General features: G+C 56.2%; 15 protein-coding genes. 11 read left to right on the plus strand and 4 right to left on the minus strand.

From position 1 onward, the window contains the following. Genes OCT39_RS02420 through OCT39_RS02445 form a run of 6 tightly spaced genes read left to right on the plus strand, consistent with a single transcriptional unit; the run spans nt 1 to nt 5,297 of the window. Nucleotides 1-645, plus strand: a complete 645-nt coding sequence (locus OCT39_RS02420; RefSeq protein WP_263586113.1) for a hypothetical protein — start codon at nt 1-3, stop codon at nt 643-645. Next, nucleotides 638-1,792 carry a UDP-N-acetylglucosamine 2-epimerase gene (neuC, locus tag OCT39_RS02425; protein ID WP_263586114.1) on the plus strand — a complete coding sequence of 385 codons (1,155 nt, stop codon included), beginning with the start codon at nt 638-640 and terminating at the stop codon, nt 1,790-1,792. Before OCT39_RS02420 ends, neuC begins: the two co-directional genes overlap by 8 nt. A 5-nt stretch (nt 1,793-1,797) precedes the next feature. After that, nucleotides 1,798-2,871, plus strand: coding sequence for an N-acetylneuraminate synthase (neuB, locus tag OCT39_RS02430; RefSeq protein WP_263586115.1), 1,074 nt, complete (start codon nt 1,798-1,800; stop codon nt 2,869-2,871). Then, entirely contained in the window at nt 2,868-3,515 is a 648-nt protein-coding gene (locus tag OCT39_RS02435; protein WP_263586116.1) for an acetyltransferase, read from the plus strand. The genes neuB and OCT39_RS02435 overlap by 4 nt, the downstream gene beginning before the upstream one ends. A gap of 28 nt (nt 3,516-3,543) precedes the next feature. Beyond that, complete coding sequence (locus OCT39_RS02440) at nt 3,544-4,596, plus strand: nucleotidyltransferase family protein (protein ID WP_263586117.1); 1,053 nt, start codon at nt 3,544-3,546, stop codon at nt 4,594-4,596. Continuing rightward, complete coding sequence (locus OCT39_RS02445) at nt 4,593-5,297, plus strand: cytidylyltransferase domain-containing protein (RefSeq protein WP_263586118.1); 705 nt, start codon at nt 4,593-4,595, stop codon at nt 5,295-5,297. The genes OCT39_RS02440 and OCT39_RS02445 overlap by 4 nt, the downstream gene beginning before the upstream one ends. A gap of 323 nt (nt 5,298-5,620) precedes the next feature. Here OCT39_RS02445 and OCT39_RS02450 read toward each other — a convergent pair whose 3' ends face one another. Continuing rightward, a complete protein-coding gene (locus OCT39_RS02450; RefSeq protein WP_263586119.1) occupies nt 5,621-7,099 on the minus strand; it encodes a flagellin in 1,479 nt (492 codons plus the stop codon). Nucleotides 7,100-7,310: 211 nt separating this feature from the next. Continuing rightward, the gene (locus OCT39_RS02455) at nt 7,311-9,263 is read right to left on the minus strand and encodes a methyl-accepting chemotaxis protein (RefSeq protein WP_263586120.1); all 1,953 of its coding nucleotides are present in this window, start codon (nt 9,261-9,263) and stop codon (nt 7,311-7,313) included. A 713-nt stretch (nt 9,264-9,976) separates the two neighbouring features. Between OCT39_RS02455 and thpD the strand changes: the two genes are divergently transcribed. The 4 genes from thpD to OCT39_RS02475 all read left to right on the plus strand — a co-directional run bounded on the left by thpD (nt 9,977) and on the right by OCT39_RS02475 (nt 14,135). Continuing rightward, the gene (gene thpD / locus OCT39_RS02460; protein WP_263586121.1) at nt 9,977-10,963 is read left to right on the plus strand and encodes an ectoine hydroxylase; all 987 of its coding nucleotides are present in this window, start codon (nt 9,977-9,979) and stop codon (nt 10,961-10,963) included. A gap of 560 nt (nt 10,964-11,523) precedes the next feature. After that, complete coding sequence (locus OCT39_RS02465) at nt 11,524-12,027, plus strand: ferritin-like domain-containing protein (protein ID WP_263586122.1); 504 nt, start codon at nt 11,524-11,526, stop codon at nt 12,025-12,027. 505 nt (nt 12,028-12,532) lie between these two features. After that, on the plus strand, nt 12,533-13,303 hold the full coding sequence (locus OCT39_RS02470) for a Crp/Fnr family transcriptional regulator (protein ID WP_263586123.1): 771 nt from the start codon (nt 12,533-12,535) through the stop codon (nt 13,301-13,303). Nucleotides 13,304-13,469: 166 nt separating this feature from the next. After that, on the plus strand, nt 13,470-14,135 hold the full coding sequence (locus OCT39_RS02475; protein WP_263586124.1) for a fumarylacetoacetate hydrolase family protein: 666 nt from the start codon (nt 13,470-13,472) through the stop codon (nt 14,133-14,135). A 79-nt stretch (nt 14,136-14,214) separates the two neighbouring features. Here OCT39_RS02475 and speA read toward each other — a convergent pair whose 3' ends face one another. Together speA and OCT39_RS02485 are read right to left on the minus strand one after the other, a co-directional pair. Then, a complete protein-coding gene (speA, locus tag OCT39_RS02480; RefSeq protein ID WP_263586125.1) occupies nt 14,215-16,134 on the minus strand; it encodes a biosynthetic arginine decarboxylase in 1,920 nt (639 codons plus the stop codon). After that, nucleotides 16,134-17,093 carry a homoserine kinase gene (locus tag OCT39_RS02485; RefSeq protein WP_263586126.1) on the minus strand — a complete coding sequence of 320 codons (960 nt, stop codon included), beginning with the start codon at nt 17,091-17,093 and terminating at the stop codon, nt 16,134-16,136. The genes speA and OCT39_RS02485 overlap by 1 nt, the downstream gene beginning before the upstream one ends. A 162-nt stretch (nt 17,094-17,255) precedes the next feature. On the opposite strand from OCT39_RS02485, the gene polA reads away from it, so the two are divergent. Beyond that, complete coding sequence (polA, locus tag OCT39_RS02490) at nt 17,256-20,021, plus strand: DNA polymerase I (protein ID WP_263586127.1); 2,766 nt, start codon at nt 17,256-17,258, stop codon at nt 20,019-20,021. Nucleotides 20,022-20,080: the final 59 nt, after the last annotated feature.

The following is a 20,080-nucleotide window of genomic DNA, read 5'->3' on the forward strand; positions in this document are numbered from 1 at the left end:
ATGCTGCCTAAGCTGATCGAATTCGTTCGTGGCTATTACCGTACGGAGGCGTTCAATCCCCTACCTGAACTTGTATCTCAAGGTGGTAGAAAAACCTATGTGGCTGAAACGATTGGATCTACTTTTGTTTCCAGCGTCAGGAACTATGTTGACAAGCTAGAGCATAGTATTGCCGTTTATAGGGGCATCCCCAACTCAATAGCGACAAACAAAGCGCCGTATCCTTATGAATATACGAACGATGAGCTGGGCTATAACTACGTCATGCTGACCCCAAACTCTGCGTGTGTGAATGGCCAGATCAAGCAAATCGAGACATTTGCTGGAGAGAAATGGCGCTTGGCAGCGGGCTTTGCTGATCACTTTGAGGCCGGTGATCCTCTCGTTATAACCGAGCAGGACGGGTGGCGTAGCAACTATTGGCTCAATGCGGTGATTCGTGGAGAGGTGGCGCAACGTGCGGAATGGCTCAAGCTGATCAAACACAAGATCATGGTGACATTGCTTATCGGGAAATTGAGGAGTTGGCTGCCCATGTATGCTCATTCGCCCGTCGGCGACATATCCCATTTAGAGTGTTTAGAGAAGCGAGTAGTTAATTTGGCTAGCAGCCTGATTCTGTTAGGCAGGAGGAGCGATGCGTAACGTCGCTGTTTTTACCGGAACTCGTGCCGAGTACGGTCTACTGTACTGGTTGATGAAAGAGATCGACGCTCATCCTCGACTATCGTTGCAGGTGATCGTGGCTGCCATGCACCTCTCTCCCGAATTCGGTAAAACATCTAACCTGATCGAATGTGATGGCTTTAGCATCGATGCTAAGGTCGAAATGCTGCTTTCTTCGAATACCGGCGTTGGTGTTGCGAAATCCATCGGTCTTGGCGTCATCAGTCTAGCCGATGCACTGGATCGCCTGAAACCTCATGTGATCGTGATTCTGGGCGATCGATTCGAAGCGTTAGCCGCAGCCCAAACGGCCCTGATGCTCAAGATTCCCATCTTGCATGTTCATGGCGGTGAGGTGACCGAAGGCGCCTACGATGATGCCATTCGCCACGCGATCACTAAAATGGCGATGATGCATGCTGTGGCAGCTGAGCCTTATCGGCAGCGAGTTATCCAGATGGGGGAGGATCCTCAACGTGTCGTGAATACCGGTGCGCTTGGCTTGGATCATGTCAAACGCTCACCTCGTTTGAGCCGAGAAGCGCTTGCTAAAACGCTTCACTTTTCACTTGAACGCCCTTTTTTTCTGGTGACCTATCATCCTGAAACTCTTGCAGACGTGCCGGCACTGGAGAGTCTTCAAACTGTTCTTACAGCACTTGATGAGTGGCCTGACTACCAAGTCATCCTGACCTATCCGAATGCCGATGAGGGTGGGCGGGAGATGATAGGTGCTATTGAGGCGTATAGCGCGCGCCAGCCCCATCGCGTTATGGCCGTTCCATCGCTGGGATCCCAGCGCTACCACTCCGCGCTGGCCGAGTGCGCTGTCGTTATAGGTAATTCATCAAGCGGTATCATCGAGGCACCGAGCTTTCTGGCGCCGACCGTTAATATTGGTCAGCGGCAAGCTGGTCGTCTAGCCGCTGCGTCCGTGATTAATTGCGATTCGACATCAGCTTCGATTCGAGGGGCTATTCAGCACGCGCTGAGCCCGGAGGTTCGCTCTGACACTCGACGTTTTCAAAACCCCTATGGGCAAGGTGATGCAGCCGGTCGCATTATGGACATGCTGTTATCCATGCCTTTGACCACGATCAAACGTTTCCATGACTATTTGGGGTAACCGTTTTGATATCCGATAAGGTATTCATCATTGCCGAAGCTGGCGTCAACCATAATGGCGACCGTCAGCGTGCTTTCGACCTCGTAGATGCCGCCGCCGCCTCTGGTGCCGACGCCGTAAAGTTTCAGACCTTTAACGCAAAGCGGCTGGCCGCTGGTTCGGCACCTAAAGCCGCTTACCAGCAGCAGACCACCGATGTCGGCGAGAGCCAGCTTGCCATGTTGCAGGCGTTGGAGCTGCCCTTTGAGTGGCACAAGCCGCTCCAACGCCATGCGCATCAGCGCGGAATCGAGTTTCTGTCGACCGCATTTGACCTGCAGAGCCTTGCGTTTCTGGAAACGCTGAAACTGCCTTTCTACAAGGTTCCCTCAGGGGAAATCACCAATGCGCCGCTGTTGTGGGCTTTTGCTAATACCGGAAAGCCACTTGTCGTTTCTACAGGTATGGCATCGCTGTCGGAGGTTGAGCAGGCGTTGGCGATCATCAGTCATGCCATCCGCATTGATCAGCCGCCACAAGACATGACGGAGGTCTGGCGAAACTGGAGTGAGCAAGTAGCACGCGAAGTGCTATCGGATAGGGTCAGCCTTCTGCACTGCACCTCGCAATATCCGACCCCCATGGCGGAAGTTAATTTAAGAGCTATGGATACTCTTTTCAGTGTTTTTGGCCTGCCGGTGGGTTACTCCGATCATACCCAAGATTTACTAATCCCGGTTGCCGCCACCGCTCGAGAAGCCACCATTATTGAAAAGCATTTTACTCTAGACCGCCAGTTACCGGGGCCGGATCATAAGGCGTCCTTGGAACCCAATGAACTCGCCCGTATGGTCGATGCCATTCGCCAGGTAAGTCTCGCGCTGGGCGATGGGTATAAGGCACCTCAGCCAAGCGAATGGCAAACGCGTGATGCCGCACGCCAGCAGTTAATAGCTCGGCGACCGATCAAACATGGGGAGACATTCACCCCGGACAACATGACCACTGCCAGAGCTGGCCGGGGCGAGCCTGCCTACCTCTACTGGGATTATCTGGGCAAACAAGCGATCCGCGATTATCGAGCGGGTGAAATGTTGTGAATGCTCCTCCTGTTATTCTTTTGGGAGCCGGTGGACACGCCAAGGTAGTCCTTGATCTTTTACGACTCACTGGGCGCACCGTTATCGGCGTATGCGACCCAATACTGGAGCACAAACCGGGTGGCCTATGGCGAGGAATTCCTGTACTGGGTGGTGATGACGACTTGTTAAGCCATGTAGCTGACACGGTAGAACTCGCCAACGGGGTTGGAAGTTTGCCCGGCCAGTCCACGCGCCACAAACTGCACGAGCGAATCATTGCTCTAGGTTACCGCTTCGCGACCCTGGTTCATCCCAGTGCCGTGCTTTCTGAAAGCGCAATTCTGGGCCGCGGCGCCCAAGTCATGGCCGGGTGTGTAGTCCAAGCCGACGTGCAAATTGGAGAGGGCACCCTGGTCAATACGGCTGCGCATATCGATCATGACTGCCAACTGGGTAGGCATGTACATATCGCCCCTGGCGCTGTGCTCTCGGGAGGTATCAGGATCGCGGATAACGTTCATGTAGGCCCTAATGTCACGATCATTCAGGGAGTCACTATCGGTACCGGCGCCATCATCGGCGCGGGGACAACGGTGCTGCACGACCTGCCCGAGTATCATCAACTCATCGGTCAGGCACCGCGTTCGCCAACCCCCTTATAACAAATAATGGATGGAGGCACAGTCGTTAATGAAAAAGTGGGAAAAAGCGTTAGTCAACAGTGGCACAAGCTTGAGCGACGCGATCAAGGTATTGGATAGCGCCGCCCTGCGCATTGTGCTGGTGGTCGATGAGCAGCGAAAGCTGCTGGGAACACTCACCGATGGCGATCTGCGCCGTGCCTTGATCAGCCATAGGCCGCTCGAGTCGGCGGTGGATGATGCCATGAATCCTCGCCCTAAAGTGGCAACGCTGAACTGGAGCCGTGAACGGCTCCTTCATGTAATGGAGCAGGGGCAACTTCTGCAGCTGCCGATTGTTGACGATCACCAGCGCCTCATTGGGCTGGAAAGTCTGCATGACTTATTAAACCCTTCAACTTATAGCAATCCTGTTTTTCTCATGGCGGGCGGATTTGGCACACGCTTGCGGCCCTTGACCAACGATTGTCCCAAACCGATGCTAAAGGTAGGAGATAAGCCTATTCTTCAAATAATTGTCGAAAGCTTTATCAAGGCTGGCTTTCACCGCTTTTATATTTCGACCCATTACATGCCCGAAATGATTCGCGCACATTTCGGCGATGGCCGTTCTTGGGGAGTATCAATTCAATATATACATGAAGAGAGGCCTCTTGGAACGGGAGGCGCCTTGGGGCTCTTGCCCAAGACAGAAATAGACCAGCCACTTTTCTTGATGAATGGTGATCTGCTCACCACACTTAATTTTGAAAGTCTCTTGCAGTTTCATAACTCGCATCCCGCAAGTGCGACGATGTGTGTGCGTGAGTATGAGCATCAGATTCCCTATGGTGTCATCCAGGGTAAAGGGCACCATATTACGTCCATGGTAGAAAAGCCGCTGCAACGTTATTTCGTGAATGCAGGAATCTATTTGCTTGATCCTGAACTCGTTCATCGAGCGGCGCCAGACCACCATATTGACATGCCAACGGTACTTGAAAATGAAATAGCGGCTCAACGCAAGGTCAATATGTTCCCTATCCATGAATACTGGTTAGATATTGGCCGTATGGAGGAATTTGCGCGTGCTCAAAAGGATATAGCCGGTAGCCTACAATGAGAGAAGAGATAAAGCGCATAGGTACGCTGGCCATCATTCCTGCACGTAAAGATAGTAAGCGGCTTCCACGAAAAAACGTGCTCGCTTTGGCAGGAAAACCGTTAATAAACTGGTCGATTGATGAGGCTTTAAAAACACAATTGGTAGATCTGGTGGTAGTGACGTCTGATGATGAAGAAGTTATCTCGATTGCCAAGGCTTATCAGAGCCCCCGAGTTGAAATTATCCAGCGACCAATAGAACTCGCTACCGATACGGCTAAAAGCGTCGATGTTGTTATTCATGCTTTAATCGAGATGGAAGCGCGAGGAGTTTGGCCCGAGCGTGTTGTTTTACTTCAGCCAACATCTCCTTTGAGGACAGTAAGCGATATCGAAGGGGCTGTTCGGCTGTTTGTTGAGATGCGGGCTGACAATATTGTATCGGTTTGTGAGGTAGACCACCCCACCGCTTGGTGTGGCAAGGTTGATGAAAATTTGGGGCTTGTGGGAATTGATCTTTCAGTTTCACGTTCTCAGGAGGCCGAAAAGGAATATCGATTGAATGGTGCTATTTATATAGTGACTCCATACACTCTTAAAGAGCAGCGTCAGCTGGTAACCAGTAGTGCAAAAGTATTCATGATGGATAAGAGAAGGTCGCTGGATATCGACGATATTTTTGACTTTAAAAAGTGCGAGTTTTTTTTAAATTATTTATAGAGTGTGATAAAAAAAGCATTTATCAGTGTTTTTCGAGTGTCTTGATCGTTCTTGAATTACTAGTGTGTTCTGGAAGTAATGCTTGTTGAGTAGGGAGGGGTGGCTTGTGTTTAGAGATTTGTCTACCAGTTTTTGGATTATAAAAGCTTCTAATGAAGCGTTTAGTGACGCGCAATCATACACTGTGAAATTTTCAGTTGCTTGCGAGTCTTGATACGTGGATTCAGATGAAGTTTCCAATAAATTTGAACGGAAGGCTACTAAGCTCCGCTATTTGAGGGGCAATGAGGCATGATGTTTGGATTTTTTCAAAGAGTAAACTGTTAGCGGGTAAGGTTTAATAATTTTAAAACGTTTTGCGATGACTGGTTTGCCTGAGCCAAAAGAGCATCACCAGCTCGTTGTAAAATTTGGCTTTTAACCAAACGGCTGCTCTCCAGCGCGTAGTCTGCATCCATGATACGAGATTGCGCGGTATATAGATCAGCGGTTTGGTTTTCGCTTCCGGTAACTGCGCTTTCCAGTCTATTTTGTGTCGCGCCGTAATATCCCCGATAATCGCCAATTGTTTGTAGCGCGGATTGAAAATAAGAGATTGCATCTTGGGCGTTCCCAGCCGTATCCAGCGATACTTCTTCCAGGCCTAGCGATCGATGGTCAGAAGGAGTCGCTTCGATCGTCATGGTTTCAAGATCATTTCCATAATCAGCGCTGGTAACAATAGTAATTGACTGGCTAGTTGGCGCTGAGCTGGGCTCTGGATCAACCCATTCGACAGGCATCTCATCCCAAGTCGCTTTGGCATAAAATATGCCGCGTCCTACTACCAATAGCATCAAGGGCTCAGTTGTCTTATCGATAGTAATGACTTCAAACGTCTCAGAGGGTGTAACGTTGTCAATGCTGCCGCTATTGAAATCAGTGCCCTCCTCTAATGCGAACGCTCGATCTCGATCACCGCTATAGGTAATTCTCATGCCGTTATATTCGAAATCGACGGGCGGGTTGTCGATACTATACTGACCTGTCGCATCCTTAAATACTGAGGCATCGTAGGCCGCACCGGGTAAAAGACCGTTTTCTTCGGTCATCAGTTTATCCGCTGAGTCGGCATCATTGATATTGCGTGACGACCACACATAGTCGGTCGGGCTATTATCCGAACCAATGACGGGGGTTCCTACCAGATGCTTGCCATCAAGTGTAAAAAGCTGCATATCGTCATCAACTCTAAGGGAGTTCATATCGATACGCACTTGGGTGGCACCCGCTGGAATGTAGGCAGTCGGTACGATTCCTGATGTGAAGTTCTTTAACTTGTCATCCAGTTTGACCGTAATATGCTCAGTATTTCCCAATCGAGCAGGGGCGGGCCCCGGCTCAGCCGGTGCCAAGGGCATTTTGCCAAACGCTTCTGTAGCATTGGCGATGCGGTCAATTTCGTCTCGCAGCTGCATGTACTCGCCATTGATCGCCGAACGGTCATTACTGGATAGCGTTTCCGACGCGGCCTGTACCGCTAAACGATTGGCGCGGTGTAGCAGGTTATTAATACTGTTCAGGCCGCCTTCGGCCGTTTGTATCAGGCTGATGCCATCATTCATGCCTCGCTGCGATTGCGCGTTGGCTCTAATACTACTTTCCATTTTGTTGGCGATCGCACGTCCCGCAGCATCATTCTTGGAGCTGTTGATACGCAAACCGGATGATAGACGTTGTATTGCTGTTTGAGCAGAATTTCGAGCCGTAACTCGATTCTGTTGTAACGCAAGACTCGTCATATTGGTCCTGATGCCCATCATGGAGTAGCTGCTCCGGTTGCTTCTAACTCTGGATTACGAAACCGCTCTCCAAAAAATCGTTGTTGTACCGTTTGTTACCTTGGTAGTAATGACGCTCCATGCGACCCCGCTTGGAGCTTTCGCTCTCTATTATATTGTTATTACTGCGTTTGATATCGTTCATTAACGACAGCATTGCCCTCCAATTTCTCACTTCATGGACCATAGGCGCTTACCACGAGCTACTGTGGGCCAATACCGGCGTATATTCCTTTTCAGTCACCTTGAACCGCCCCACCATCCCCGCCATATCCACCGCCTGATCATCCAGCGATCCGCTGGCGGTCGCCACTTCCTCGACCAGCGCCGCGTTTTGCTGGGTGACCTCATCGAGCTGGGCCAGCGCCTGGTTGATCTGCTCGATCCCCGAGGACTGCTCGTTCGAGGCGGCGGATATCTCGGTGACCAGCGCGGCGGTGTGCTGGGCGCGCTCGGCAATGGAGGTCAGCGCTTCGCTGGTGGCGTTCACCAGGCCCGAGCCCTGGGTGATGCTTTCGACGTTATTATCGATCAGCTGGCGAATCTGGCGGGCCTCCTCGGCACTGCGGCTGGCCAGATTGCGCACTTCCGAGGCGACGACGGCAAAGCCGCGGCCCTGTTCGCCGGCACGCGCGGCTTCCACGGAGGCGTTGAGCGCGAGGATATTGGTCTGAAAGGCGATATTGTCGATCGCCTCCACAATGGCGGTGACTTTCTGGTTGGCTTGGTGGATCTGCTCCATGGCCGTACGCGCCTGCTGGGAGACAAGGCTTGCCTCATTGGCCTGGTCGGCCATGTCCTGGGTAGAGAGGCGCGCCTGCTGAGCGGTGTCGGCACTCTGCCTGACGTTGGCGGTGATCTGTTCCATGCTCGAGGCGGTTTGTACCAGCGAGGATGACTGCTCCTCGGTGCGCTGGGCAAGGTCCGCGTTGCCCTTGGCGATCTCCTTGCTGGCAAGCTCCACGGAAAGCGCGCTCTGCTTGATGCTGGCGACCAGCTCCTCGGTGTTGGCCGTCGAATCGTTGAAGGCCAGGTAGAGCGTCGAGAGCTCGTCGCTTCCCGGCACCGCCAAGCGCTGGGTGAGATCGCCGCCACGATTGCGAATGCTGTCGAGCGCGGCCTGAAGCGGGCGTGTAATGCTGCGCACGATCAAAAACGCCAGCAGCAGTGCCAACAGCGTGGCGGCTATAGAAGCGACCAGATAGATGATCAATCCTCGGATCGCTTCGCTGTGCAGCCGCTGCGCCGTAGCGAGCAGGTGGTTCGAAGCCTGCTGGGCCACCCCGTTGAGCTGGTCGATGAATTGGGTTTGCTGGTCGAACCAGCTCTGGTGGTTGACGCCGAAGCCACCGGCGACGCCGCGCTCCATGGCGATCTGGCGCATAGCAGCCAAGTTGTCCGCCAGCGGGCTTTGACGGACCTCGGCCAGCCGCTGCGCAAGGTCTGGCGTTGCGAGCATGTCGAAACTGCGAAGATAGGCGCTCGAGCGGCCCGCCAGCGAGAGAAAGGTGCTATAAGCGGCGGGGGAGAGCACATCGGTACTAAAAGCGGTCGTCAGTACCGCGCGCTCGATACCGGCGAGCTCTTTCACGTTGAGCAGGTGGTAGTTGGCGTTAAGCTGACGAACGATTTCACCCTGCTCCACACTGAACGTCAGGCGGCTAACGATATCGATCATTAGCGCGTTGATCCCCGAGTAGTAAGCGGTCGACTGCTCGCCGCTCACGCCCAGCCGATCGATCTGCTGGCGTACGGTAGCGAGTTCGCTTAGCTGCTGCTCGGCTTGCGTCACCTGTGCTCTAAGCGCGGCATCGGCGTCGGTAAACGTGAAATCCGCCAGATAGGTCTCGAGTTGATCGAGCTCCTGATCGGTTTGGCGGCGCTGCTCGGGAAGCTCTACGCGAAAGTTCTGCCCACTGCTGCCTAAAAAGGCGGCCGACATGCCGCGTTCGCGTTGAAGCTCGTGCACCAGTTCGCCGGCGTGCTGGCTCAGGGTGGTCATTCTTTGCAGCGCATTCATCCTTGCGGCCATCTCGCTACGCTCCAGAATGCCGGAGGCCGCCAGCCACACCATCGTGAGCAGCGGGAGAAACAGCACGAGTATGAATTTGCGTCCCATGGGGATACGGTGTAATGCCTTGAGCATTGGTCGTTCTCTTGCACGTTAGCGGAATCTGGTCACTCCCCGGGGTTAACCACGACTAATCCAAGGATTGATATTCTATCGGCGCCCGAGCGACGAAATTGAGCAAAATAATTCAATTTAAATAGAAAGTTACTGAATCAAACGTTTGATTCCTCCTGGGCCATGAATCCAGGGGTCGAGATGGTTGAGATCAACAGTCATAAGGCTGCTTACATGATTCAAATCCGGTGGCTACCGCCGCATCAATAGTGACGAACCCGACGGCAAGTCTGCCCGACGTAAGGATAAAAAACGTCTTTTCGGCGAAGCGTAATAAAACGGCAAGCTTAATTTTTATCTATCAAAAGTTAATAATTAAAGGAAGCTTTTTAATCCATGTTGTTTGTTTTTTATACCGTTTGATGAGTTTGTTGATTTATAAATGTCTTAGCGCTTCAAGATGGGCCGATTTTTAAACTGGGCTTACTGAAGTTGAGAGGTTGAATAAGCGCGAATGGCAGCTAAATAGCCGTAAAAGTTGCTAGTAAGGCGGTTTTCTTGCATCAAAGTCGGGCAAATGAGCAGGTTGGCGTTGTGATCATAACGTGCGTTATAGGGAGGCTGCTTATGGGTTGCAAGCCCTTTTATATCGGCTACCTTACCACTACACATTTATGGTGCTTATAAAGCGCTATTGATCGATCTGAAGTTTAATCATACAAGGAGTGGATTAGATGACAGTCACCAACACACCGCTTAATGTTGTGACCGCCCATAAACAGTTCAGTGAACTCGGCGATACGCTCTCTACGCAAACGACGAGTGCGCAGGACCTTTACCCGACACGTCTGGCCGAGGCGCCGGCCTCGCTGACCCAGCCCCGACAGGATGCGGTGGTGAAAGGGGGCAAGCTCGATGGGCCGCTATCGAAAGCGCAGCTTGAAGAGTTCGAGCGTAAGGGCTTTTTGTTCATTCCCAACCTGATCAGCGGCGACGAGCTCGAGGAGCTTTGCGATGATATTACCGAGCTGATGAATCGGGATGAGTTTCGCAACCGCGAGTTCAGCATCACCGAGCCCGAAAGCAACGAAATTCGCTCGCTGTTCGCTGTCCACAAGCTCTCCGAACGCCTGGGCGCGCTCGCCTCGGACGACCGTGTGGCCGGTGCGGCGCGTCAGATCATCGGTGACGACCCCTACATTCACCAGTCGCGCATCAACTACAAGCCGGGCTTTGCCGGTAAAGGGTTCAACTGGCATTCGGATTTTGAGACCTGGCACGCCGAAGACGGCATGCCGCGGATGGACGCCGTCAGCGCTTCGCTGATTTTGACCGATAACCATGAGTTCAATGGGCCGCTGATGCTCATCCCCGGTTCGCACAAGGAGTTCGTTCCGTGTCTGGGCGAAACGCCGAAGGATAACCACAAGAGCTCGCTGAAAGCCCAGGAAGTGGGCGTGCCAAGCGCCGAAGCACTTAGTGAGTTGGTGGCCAAGCACGGCATCGAAGCGCCGAAGGGCAAGGCCGGCGGGCTGCTATTGTTCGATTGCAACACGCTGCACGCCTCCAACGCGAACCTCTCGCCGGACCCGCGCAGCAACGTATTCTTCGTATTCAACCGTCTGGATAACCGCTGCGGTGAGCCTTTCGCAGCACCCAAGCAGCGCCCGGGTTTCCTGGCCCATGGCCCGGATGCGAACTGGTCGCCGCAGTCGGGTTAATCGTTGTACCAGGCCGCCTGGCAGGCGGCCATTTTTATAGAGCGCCGCTCTTTTGCAGGTCAATAAGAGCGGTGTTTTAACGTTACAGTGTTAGGGTCTGTCTGAAAAGTCGGCGAGCGAAGGCAAGACAAGGCAAAAATTGGCGAAGAAACGGAGTTTACGATGTGTAAATGAGTATTCTGAGCCAATTTTTAACGCCGTATTGTCGAGCGCAGGCACTTTTCAGACAGAGCCTAGATAACGCTCCTGGTAGGGCAGCGGTATTTAACGTTTTTGTTATCACGCGCCATTCTTTTAGGTAGCCGCTACTTTTACTTGCCTTGATGTTGTATGAAGCCCGCCTATGATGAAGTTACCGGCTTCTGATTCATTCAAGAAGCACCTGCTCGGGCAAAAGAGCGAGCCGGTAATTGCCTAACTATTTCTTATGGAAAAGAGAGGTCGCGGCGTGAAAGCGGAGTCTTTCGGACGCTGTCGATCGAGCGTGCTCAAGGATGAGCAGTCAACCTCTGCCAGAGCAGGGACGTGCTGGCAGCCTCGGTTCAAGACGAGAGGTCGCCATGGAAAGCAAGCACCTGTTGGACTGGCTGCGTGACGCGCACGCCATGGAAGTAGAGGCCGAGCAGATGCTCGGTGCCCGAATTCAACGGCTCGAACGCTACCCGATCCTGCAAAAGCGTCTCGAAGAGCATCTTGACGAGACGAAAGGGCAGATAAAGAAACTCGAGCACTGCATGGGCCTTCTGGGTAGCGATGATTCGACGCTCGAGGATGCCGGCGCGCCGCCTGCCGTATCGAGCCATATTTTGAGCGCTACCATGGAGAACGAAGACGTCGTCAAATGCAGTATCGCCGCCTATGCGTTCGAGCACTTTGAAATCGCCAGCTACAAGGCGATCGTCAAGGCGGCGGATCACGCGAAAGAGGCGGAAATTTCACAAATTTGCCGCGAAAGCCTCGAGGAAGAAGTCGCCATGGCAAAATGGCTCAAGGAGCACTTTGATGAAACGACGCGCGTTTTTTTGGAGCGCTCACAGGACGGTACGTTGAACGCTACCGAGTAACACTAGTTTTCGGTAATTCTCTTTTTTGCTAAACCCCGATTTTAAGTCGGGGTTTTTTGATATTTATAGTTTAAGTTTTTATATTTTATGACCCTTTAATTTGCCATTCAGTAATTAATTGAAGAGTATTTATTGTTGTTTATGTTGATTATCTGTTGTTGATAGCGGTGTTTTTAAGCAAGGAGTTTCTTTCAATAACATAAGTTATTATTTTTAATAGCTTTATTCTTTGACAAAAAATCTCTGATGTTCAATTATCATCTGCCTGGTTTAAAGCGGCTTTATGGCCCTCGGCCACCTGAATAATCGCCAGTTATTTAACCCTTGTTAAATTTATCGAGCTTGAAGGTGTGCCGTTTCTCGCAATGAGCCAGTGTATTGCGCTCGTTGTTTTATCGACGTTGGTCGTACTCAGGCGCTCGAATAATTGGCGCCAAGCCGGGTACCCGAGTTATGCAAACCTTCGTCAGTACGCAGCAAGCAGAATGTTGATGGAAAGGATTTAATGGAAGCAGGTAGCTCTACGCCGCTACTCGACGGTCGCGGTGCCAAGGATGCGCGCATTACGCTCGCCAACACGCTGGGGCTTTACGGCCCTATCGGCGCGTTGTCGCAGAGCCTGTTGGGCGGCGTCGGTGTAAAAACCATCACACTGCGAAGACATCAGAAGCTCTTTTTTCTTCAGGAAGGCAAGCCCCGCCTTTTTGTCGTGAAGAAGGGCTGGGTGGGCATTTGCCACTCGGTGAAAAACTACGGGCAGGATATCGGTAACGTCTATATGCCCGGCGATATCGTCGGCCTGCGTGAAAGCTTTTTTGACCATCAGGACGTGGCCATTCTGGCGCTACAGCACTGCGAGCTGGAAAGAGTGGCGGCCGAGGACCTGCACGAGTTATTCGAGGCGCACGATGACATAAGAAAGGCGATCGTTTCTTATGTCATGGTGAACGACAACATCGCCATTGCGCGGCTAAGAAGCTGCACCCACCACAAGGCAGAGGAGCGCGTTGCCCACTATCTGCTCGAAGTCTACGCGCGCTACCGTTTCAAGCAGGACGACGATGCCGATTTCTTCTCGCTGCCCATTACCCAGGAAGTGATCGGCGAGCTTTTAGGCATGACCAGCGTCCATGTTAGCCGCTGCATGACTGCGCTCGAGCAAAAAAAGCTGATCCGCAAAAGCCGCACCGTCGTCAAGCTGCTCGAGCCTGAGCAATTAAAAGAGCAAACCGGCTTCGACGAGCAGCTGATGTACGGGCACGTCTACATGAACTGAGCCGCCTGATCGGCGTCATGGGCAAGCGGATAGCCGCGTTTGACTTGCAGGCAGCCGGTAAAACGATGGCCGGTAAAAAAGCAGGGCGGGTTGTTGTGCCGGTGCTCGGGTGGGGTAGACTAGTGCGCCTGTCCCGGCACGTATAACGAGAAGGAGAGTACCCGCCATGCGTTTTGTTACCCGGTTTACCGATGGCCAGGAGTTTTCCCACGCGCTGGGTAAAATCGTGTGTGTTGGCCGCAACTACGCCGACCACGCCAAGGAGCTCGATAACCCGGTACCCTCGGAGCCGCTTTTGTTCATCAAGCCGGCGACCAGCGCGGTGGATATTACTCAGCCTCTGGAGCCACCCTTCTCGCGCGGCGAGGTGCATTTTGAAACCGAGCTTGCGCTTTTGATCGGCGAGTCGCTGACCCACGCGACCCATGAGCAGGCCGAGCGCGCCGTGGTCGGGATTGGCCTGGCGCTCGATCTCACCCTGCGCGACGTACAGACCAAACTCAAGGAGAAGGGCCACCCCTGGGAGATCGCCAAGGCCTTCGACGGCGCCTGCCCGCTCTCGGCGTTCTTGCCGCTAAGCCAGGTGCCCAACTGGAACGCGCTGACCTTTACGCTCGAGATCAACGGCGAGCAGCGCCAGTTCGGTGAAGGCTCCGACATGCTGTTTGCGATCCCGACGCTGGTGGCGGAAATGAGCCGCCACTTCACCCTCGAACCGGGCGACGTCGTGCTGACCGGCACGCCCGCCGGCGTCGGCGAGCTGCCCCGCGGCGCGGCGCTCAAACTGACGCTGACCGGTGGGCTCGAGGTGAGCACCTCCGTCGTCGAATAACCGCTCAAACGTAAAAAGGGGCCGCCGGCTGAGTGCCGGCGGCCCCTTTTCTGTTTCATGCAGCGCGCCTTGAGCGGCGCTACTCGAGGTAGGTGTAGCCCTCGAGCCCCTCGTTGAGGCTCGCCGCGAAGCGCGCCTGCTCCGCTTCTGAAAAGCCGCTTTTGGTGAGTTGGTCGAACAGCTTGCGCTGCAGCACGCGCGCGTCGAAATTGACGTAGCCCAGCACGTTGGCCACCGTGTCGCCGGCCTGGGGGTTGGAGAAGACCCACTCGCCGCGATCGTTGAGCGCCGCATCCACGGAGTCGGTGTCGCCGAAGAGGTTGTGCAGGTCGCCAAGAATCTCCTGGTAGGCGCCCACGAGGAAAAAGCCCAGCCAGCGCTCGTTTTCGTCGGGCCACTCGGGCAGCGGCAGGGTGCTCTCCACGCCCTGGCCGTCGACGTAGCTGTCGATACGCCCGTCGGAGTCGCAGGTGATGTCCTGAATCACCGCGCGCCGGGTGGGCGGGGCGTCGAGCCCGGTCAGCGGCAGCACCGGGAAAATCTGCTCGATGCCCCACACGTCCGGCACCGACTGAAACAGCGAGAAGTTGACGAACAGCTTGTCGGCGAGCTTTTCGGCCAGCTCGTCGAGAATCTCGCGGTGGGCGCGGTTGCGGCTGTCCAGCTGGCCCTTGAGCCGCGCGCAGGCGGCCATGTAGAGCCGCTCGCCCTGGGCGCGGGCGTCGATGTTGGAAAGCCCCAGCACGAAGCGCTCATGAAGCTCGCTGACTGCCTGCAGCACATCGTGCCACGCCTCGACCAGCACCCGTGGCTCCTGGGTCTCCTCCAACTGGTCGAACACCCGCCACAGCGCCTCGACCTGCGGGTCGTCGGTGTCATCGCGCGCCGGCGGCGTGTCGTCGATGCGCTCCTCGCCGATCACGTTGGTGATCAGGACCGCGTGGTGGGCGGTCAGCGCTCGGCCGGATTCGCTGATCAGGTGCGGGGCGGGCAGATCCGCTTCCTGGCAAAGCTGAGCGAAGGCGTTGACCACGTTGCGGGCGTACTCGCGCATCGAGTAGTTGACCGAGCAGTCGCTTCTGGAGCGGGTGCCTTCGTAGTCGATGCCCAGCCCCCCACCGACGTCGACCGTATCGACCGGCGCGCCGAGCGCCACCAGGTTCTGGTAGAAGCGGGCGCACTCGCGCAGCCCGCGCTGGATATCGCGAATGTTGGCGATCTGCGAGCCGAGGTGAAAATGCACCAGCTGCAGGCTCTCCAGCGCGTTCTGGCTTTTGAGCGTTTCCACTACCTCGAGAATCTGACTGGCGGTAAGGCCGAACTTCGACTTCTCGCCACCCGTATTTTGCCATTTGCCCTTGCCTACCGAGGCGAGCCGGGCGCGCAGGCCGATGCGCGGGGTCACCTCGAGCTCGCGCGCCTCCTCGAGAATCATCGAAAGCTCGGAGAGCTTCTCGACCACCAGATACACCTTGTGACCCAGCTTCTCGCCCAGAAGCGCCAGGCGCACGTACTCGCGGTCCTTGTAGCCGTTGCACACGATCAGAGACGAACCGGCGTCGGAAAGCGCCAGCACGGCCAGAAGCTCCGGTTTGCTTCCCGCTTCGAGCCCCACGCGTCCGCTGCCGCGCTCGGCGGTGGCGAGAATCTCTTCGACCACGCGGCGCTGCTGGTTCACCTTGATCGGGTAAACCGCGGTGTAGCCGCCGGCGTAGTCGGCTTCCTGCATGGCGCCGTCGAAGGCGCTGCAAAGCTGCTCGACCCGGTCATGAAGAATGTCGCTGAACCGCACCAGCACCGGCAGGCGCAGCCCCGCGGCCTGAAGCTCGCGGGCCAGCGCGTTGAGCGGTAACACCGGCCCGTCGGTGTCGCTGCCCAGCGGCCTTACCAGCGCCTGGCCCTGGTCGTTGACGTCGAAGTAGCCGCTACCCCACTGATCGATGTTCCAGGTACGGCGGGCGCGCTGGGCGGCATTCGTTACGGTCAGCGATTCACTCATTAAGCAGTCACCTCGGGTAGCGGCAGCGCACCGTGTGCGATGCGCGCCTTCAAAATGGTGCGAAAACGCTCCGGGTCGTGGGGCGTCAGGTCATGGGCCGGCGGGTCCACGTAAACCACTAAAAGCCGCGAGAGCCAGTAGCGAAGTGCCGTCATGCGCAGCATCACCGGCCACAGCGCGCGTTCGGCCTCAACTAACGGGCGCCGTGCCAGATAGGCGCCGAGCACGGCGTCGTAGCGCTCATGATTGAGCCTGCCATTGTCATCCGTGGCCCAGTCGTTGATCACGATGGCGACGTCGAACAGCAGATCCCCGGTGCAGCCGTTGTAAAGATCGATGATACCGCCAAGCGTATCGCCCTCGAACAGCGTGTTATCGCGGAACAGATCGCCGTGCAGCGCGCCGGTGGGAAGCTCGCCGTATTGATTGAACGCGGCCTCGAAATCATCGACCTCGTTTTTCATCAGCGTCTGATCTTCCGGGCTCAGGTATCCCAGCACCTTGTGGTGGACCGCCTGAAGCCAGTGAAGATCCCGCGGGTTGGGGCGCTGTCCGGGAAAGTGCTGGGAGACCACGTGAAGCCGCCCCAGCGCATCGCCCAGCGCCCGGCACTGGGCCAGGTTCGGGTGAGCGGGATGGCTGCCCGGCATGCGCGGAAACAGCAGCGCCGGCTTGCCCGCCAGGCTTTGAAGCGCAATGCCTTCCCGGTCGTGCACCGGGCCGGGTACCGGAATGCGGTGCTCGTCCAGGTAATCCATCAGCTCGACGAAAAACGGCAGCTCCTCGTGCTCGCCCTGCTCGAACAGCGTCAGTACCAGTTCACGCCGGTCGGTGGTGACGAAAAAGGTCGAGTTTTCCGTGCCGCCGGCCACGCCCTTGAGCGCGGTGAGTCGGCCTGCGTCGAATTTTTCCAGAAAGGTGGCGACCTGCGCGTCGCCAAGCGGGGTGAATACTGCCATCGTTTTCTCGCCCGAATTTTTGAGCGCCCATTGTAGCGAGTCAGCGCGCCACTTGGCAGCGTTAAGACGATTTCATCGCTGTCTCTGCAATAGCGCCAGGGAGCGCGTATCATAAGGCCATCCGCATTTTGCGACCGCTACTCATCAATAGGGAACCCGGTTATGGCCCGCGCTCCAATCGTGCTCGTCGACGGCTCGTCGTATCTCTACCGCGCCTTTCACGCGCTGCCCCCGCTCAACGCCTCCAATGGCCAGCCCACCGGCGCCGTGAAGGGCGTCATCAACATGTTGAAGCGCCTGATCAAGGACTATCCGAAAAGCCCCATGGCGGTGGTCTTCGATGCCCCGGGCAAGACCTTTCGCGACGAGATGTACCGCGAGTACAAGGCCCACCGCCCGCCGATGCCGGATGACCTGAGAAGCCAGGTCCAGCCGCTGCACGACTGCGTGCGCGCACTTGGTCTTCCGCTTCTATGCATCGAAGGCGTCGAGGCGGATGATGTGATCGGCACGCTCGCCTTTCACGCGACCAAAGCCGGGCGCGACGCGGTGATCTCCACCGGCGACAAGGACATGGCGCAGCTGGTCAACGGCCACATTACGCTGGTCAACACCATGAAGGATGAAACCCTCGATGTCGCCGGGGTCGAGGCGAAATTCGGCCTGCCGCCCAGCTTGATCATCGATTATCTGGCGCTGATGGGCGACAAGGTCGACAACATTCCCGGCGTGCCCGGCGTGGGCGAGAAGACCGCGATCGGCCTTCTGCAGGGCATGGAAGGCGGCCTCGATATCATCTACGGCGATTTGGAGAGAGTGAAAACGCTGAGCTTTCGCGGTGCCAAGACGCTGCCGAAAAAGCTCGAGGAGCACCGCGAGCAGGCGTACCTGTCCTACCAGCTCGCCACCATCAAGACCGACTGCGAACTGCCGGTGGGCCTCGATGATCTCGAGATCGCCCATCCGGACCGCGAAAAGCTCACCGAGCTCTATAAGGCGCTGGAGTTCAAACAGTGGCTTGCCGAGCTGCTCGAAGGCCGCGACGAAGGCGTCGACGACGTGAAAGGCGGCGAGCCCGTCGCTGCAAACGCTGACGAAAGTGAGCCCACGCCGAGCGCGGCGCGCGAGGACCACGTCATCACTGAACAGACGGTTTTCGATAAGTGGCTAAAGCGACTGAAGAGCGCCAAGCGCTTCTGTTTCGATCTGGAAACCACCAGCCTCAACTACATGGAGGCGGAGATCGTCGGCGTGGGGCTATGCCTGGAAGCGGGCGAGGCGGCCTACATACCGCTCGCCCACGACTACCTCGACGCGCCCACCCAGCTCGACCGCGACGAGGTGCTCGCCGCGCTCAAGCCGATTCTGGAAAGTAGCGATGCGGTCAAGATCGGCCAGAACTTGAAGTACGACATCTCGGTGCTGGCCAACTACGACATTTCTGTGGCCGGGCCGCTTGCCGACACCATGCTGGCGTCCTATGTGCTCAACTCCACCGCCACCCGTCACGACATGGATTCGTTAGCGCTCAAGTACCTGGGCGAAAAAACGATTTCGTTTGAAGAGATCGCCGGCAAGGGGGCCAAGCAGCTCACCTTCAACCAGATCGCGCTCGAGGAGGCCGCGCCCTACGCCTGCGAGGACGTCGACATTACCCTGCGCCTGCACGACACTCTGCGCCCACTGGTCGAAGCCGAGGGGCGCCTGTCCGAGGTGCTGGATAAGCTGGAGCTGCCGCTGATCAAGGTGATCTCGCGTATCGAGCGCAACGGCGTAGCCATTGATGATGAGCGTCTGCACCAGCAGAGCCAGCAGCTCGATAAACGTATCCGCGAGCTCGAAGGCGAGGCGTTCAAACTTGCCGGGCGCGAGTTCAACCTGGGCTCGCCCAAGCAGCTCGGCGAGATTCTGTTCGAGGAGCAGAAAATTCCGGTGCTCAAGAAAACGCCCAAGGGCGCGCCCTCGACCGCCGAGGCGGTGCTGGAAGAGCTGGCGCTCGACTACCCGCTGCCCAAGGTGATCATGCAGCATCGCGGGCTCTCGAAGCTCAAATCGACCTACACCGACAAGCTGCCCCGGCTGATCAACAAGGCCAGCAAGCGGGTCCACACCAGCTACCATCAGGCGGTCACCGCCACCGGGCGGCTCTCCTCCAGTGACCCGAACCTGCAAAACATCCCCATCCGAACGGAAGAGGGACGCAAGATCCGCCAGGCGTTCGTTGCCCGGCCTGGCTACAAGATCGTCGCCGCCGACTACTCGCAGATCGAGCTGCGTATCATGGCGCACCTTTCCGAGGACAAGGGCCTGCTGGAAGCGTTTGCCGAGAACCGCGACATCCACACCGCCACCGCCGCAGAGGTCTTTGGCACCTCGCTTGATAAAGTCACGGTCGATCAGCGCCGCAGCGCCAAGGCGATCAACTTCGGCCTGATCTACGGCATGAGCGCCTGGGGGCTGGGTAAACAGCTGCACATCGAGCGCGGCCAGGCCCAGACCTACATCGACCGCTATTTTGATCGCTACCCGGGCGTGGCGCGCTACATGGAGCGTATCCGACGCCAGGCCGCGGAAGACGGGTTCGTCGAAACCGTGCTGGGTCGGCGGCTGTACCTGCCGGAGATCCACTCGCAAAACCGCGCCCGCCGCCAGGGCGCCGAGCGCACCGCGATCAACGCGCCGATGCAGGGTACCGCCGCCGACATCATCAAGCAGGCGATGATCGACGTCGACGCCTGGCTTTTGGATAGCCAATTCGACGCGCTGATGGTCATGCAGGTGCACGACGAACTGGTGTTCGAGGTGAAAGAGGACCAGGTCGAGACGTTCATCGAACAAGTGCAACAACGCATGCAGGGCGCGGCGGCGCTTAAAGTGCCGCTGATCGTCGAGGCAGAGACCGGCGATAACTGGGACGAGGCGCACTAGCGCGAGCGGTGCCCACAACGAAACGGCCCGCCGAATGGCGGGCCGTTCTGGTTCTGGCG

Source organism: Halomonas sp. GD1P12 (assembly GCF_025725645.1).
Lineage (GTDB): Bacteria > Pseudomonadota > Gammaproteobacteria > Pseudomonadales > Halomonadaceae > Vreelandella.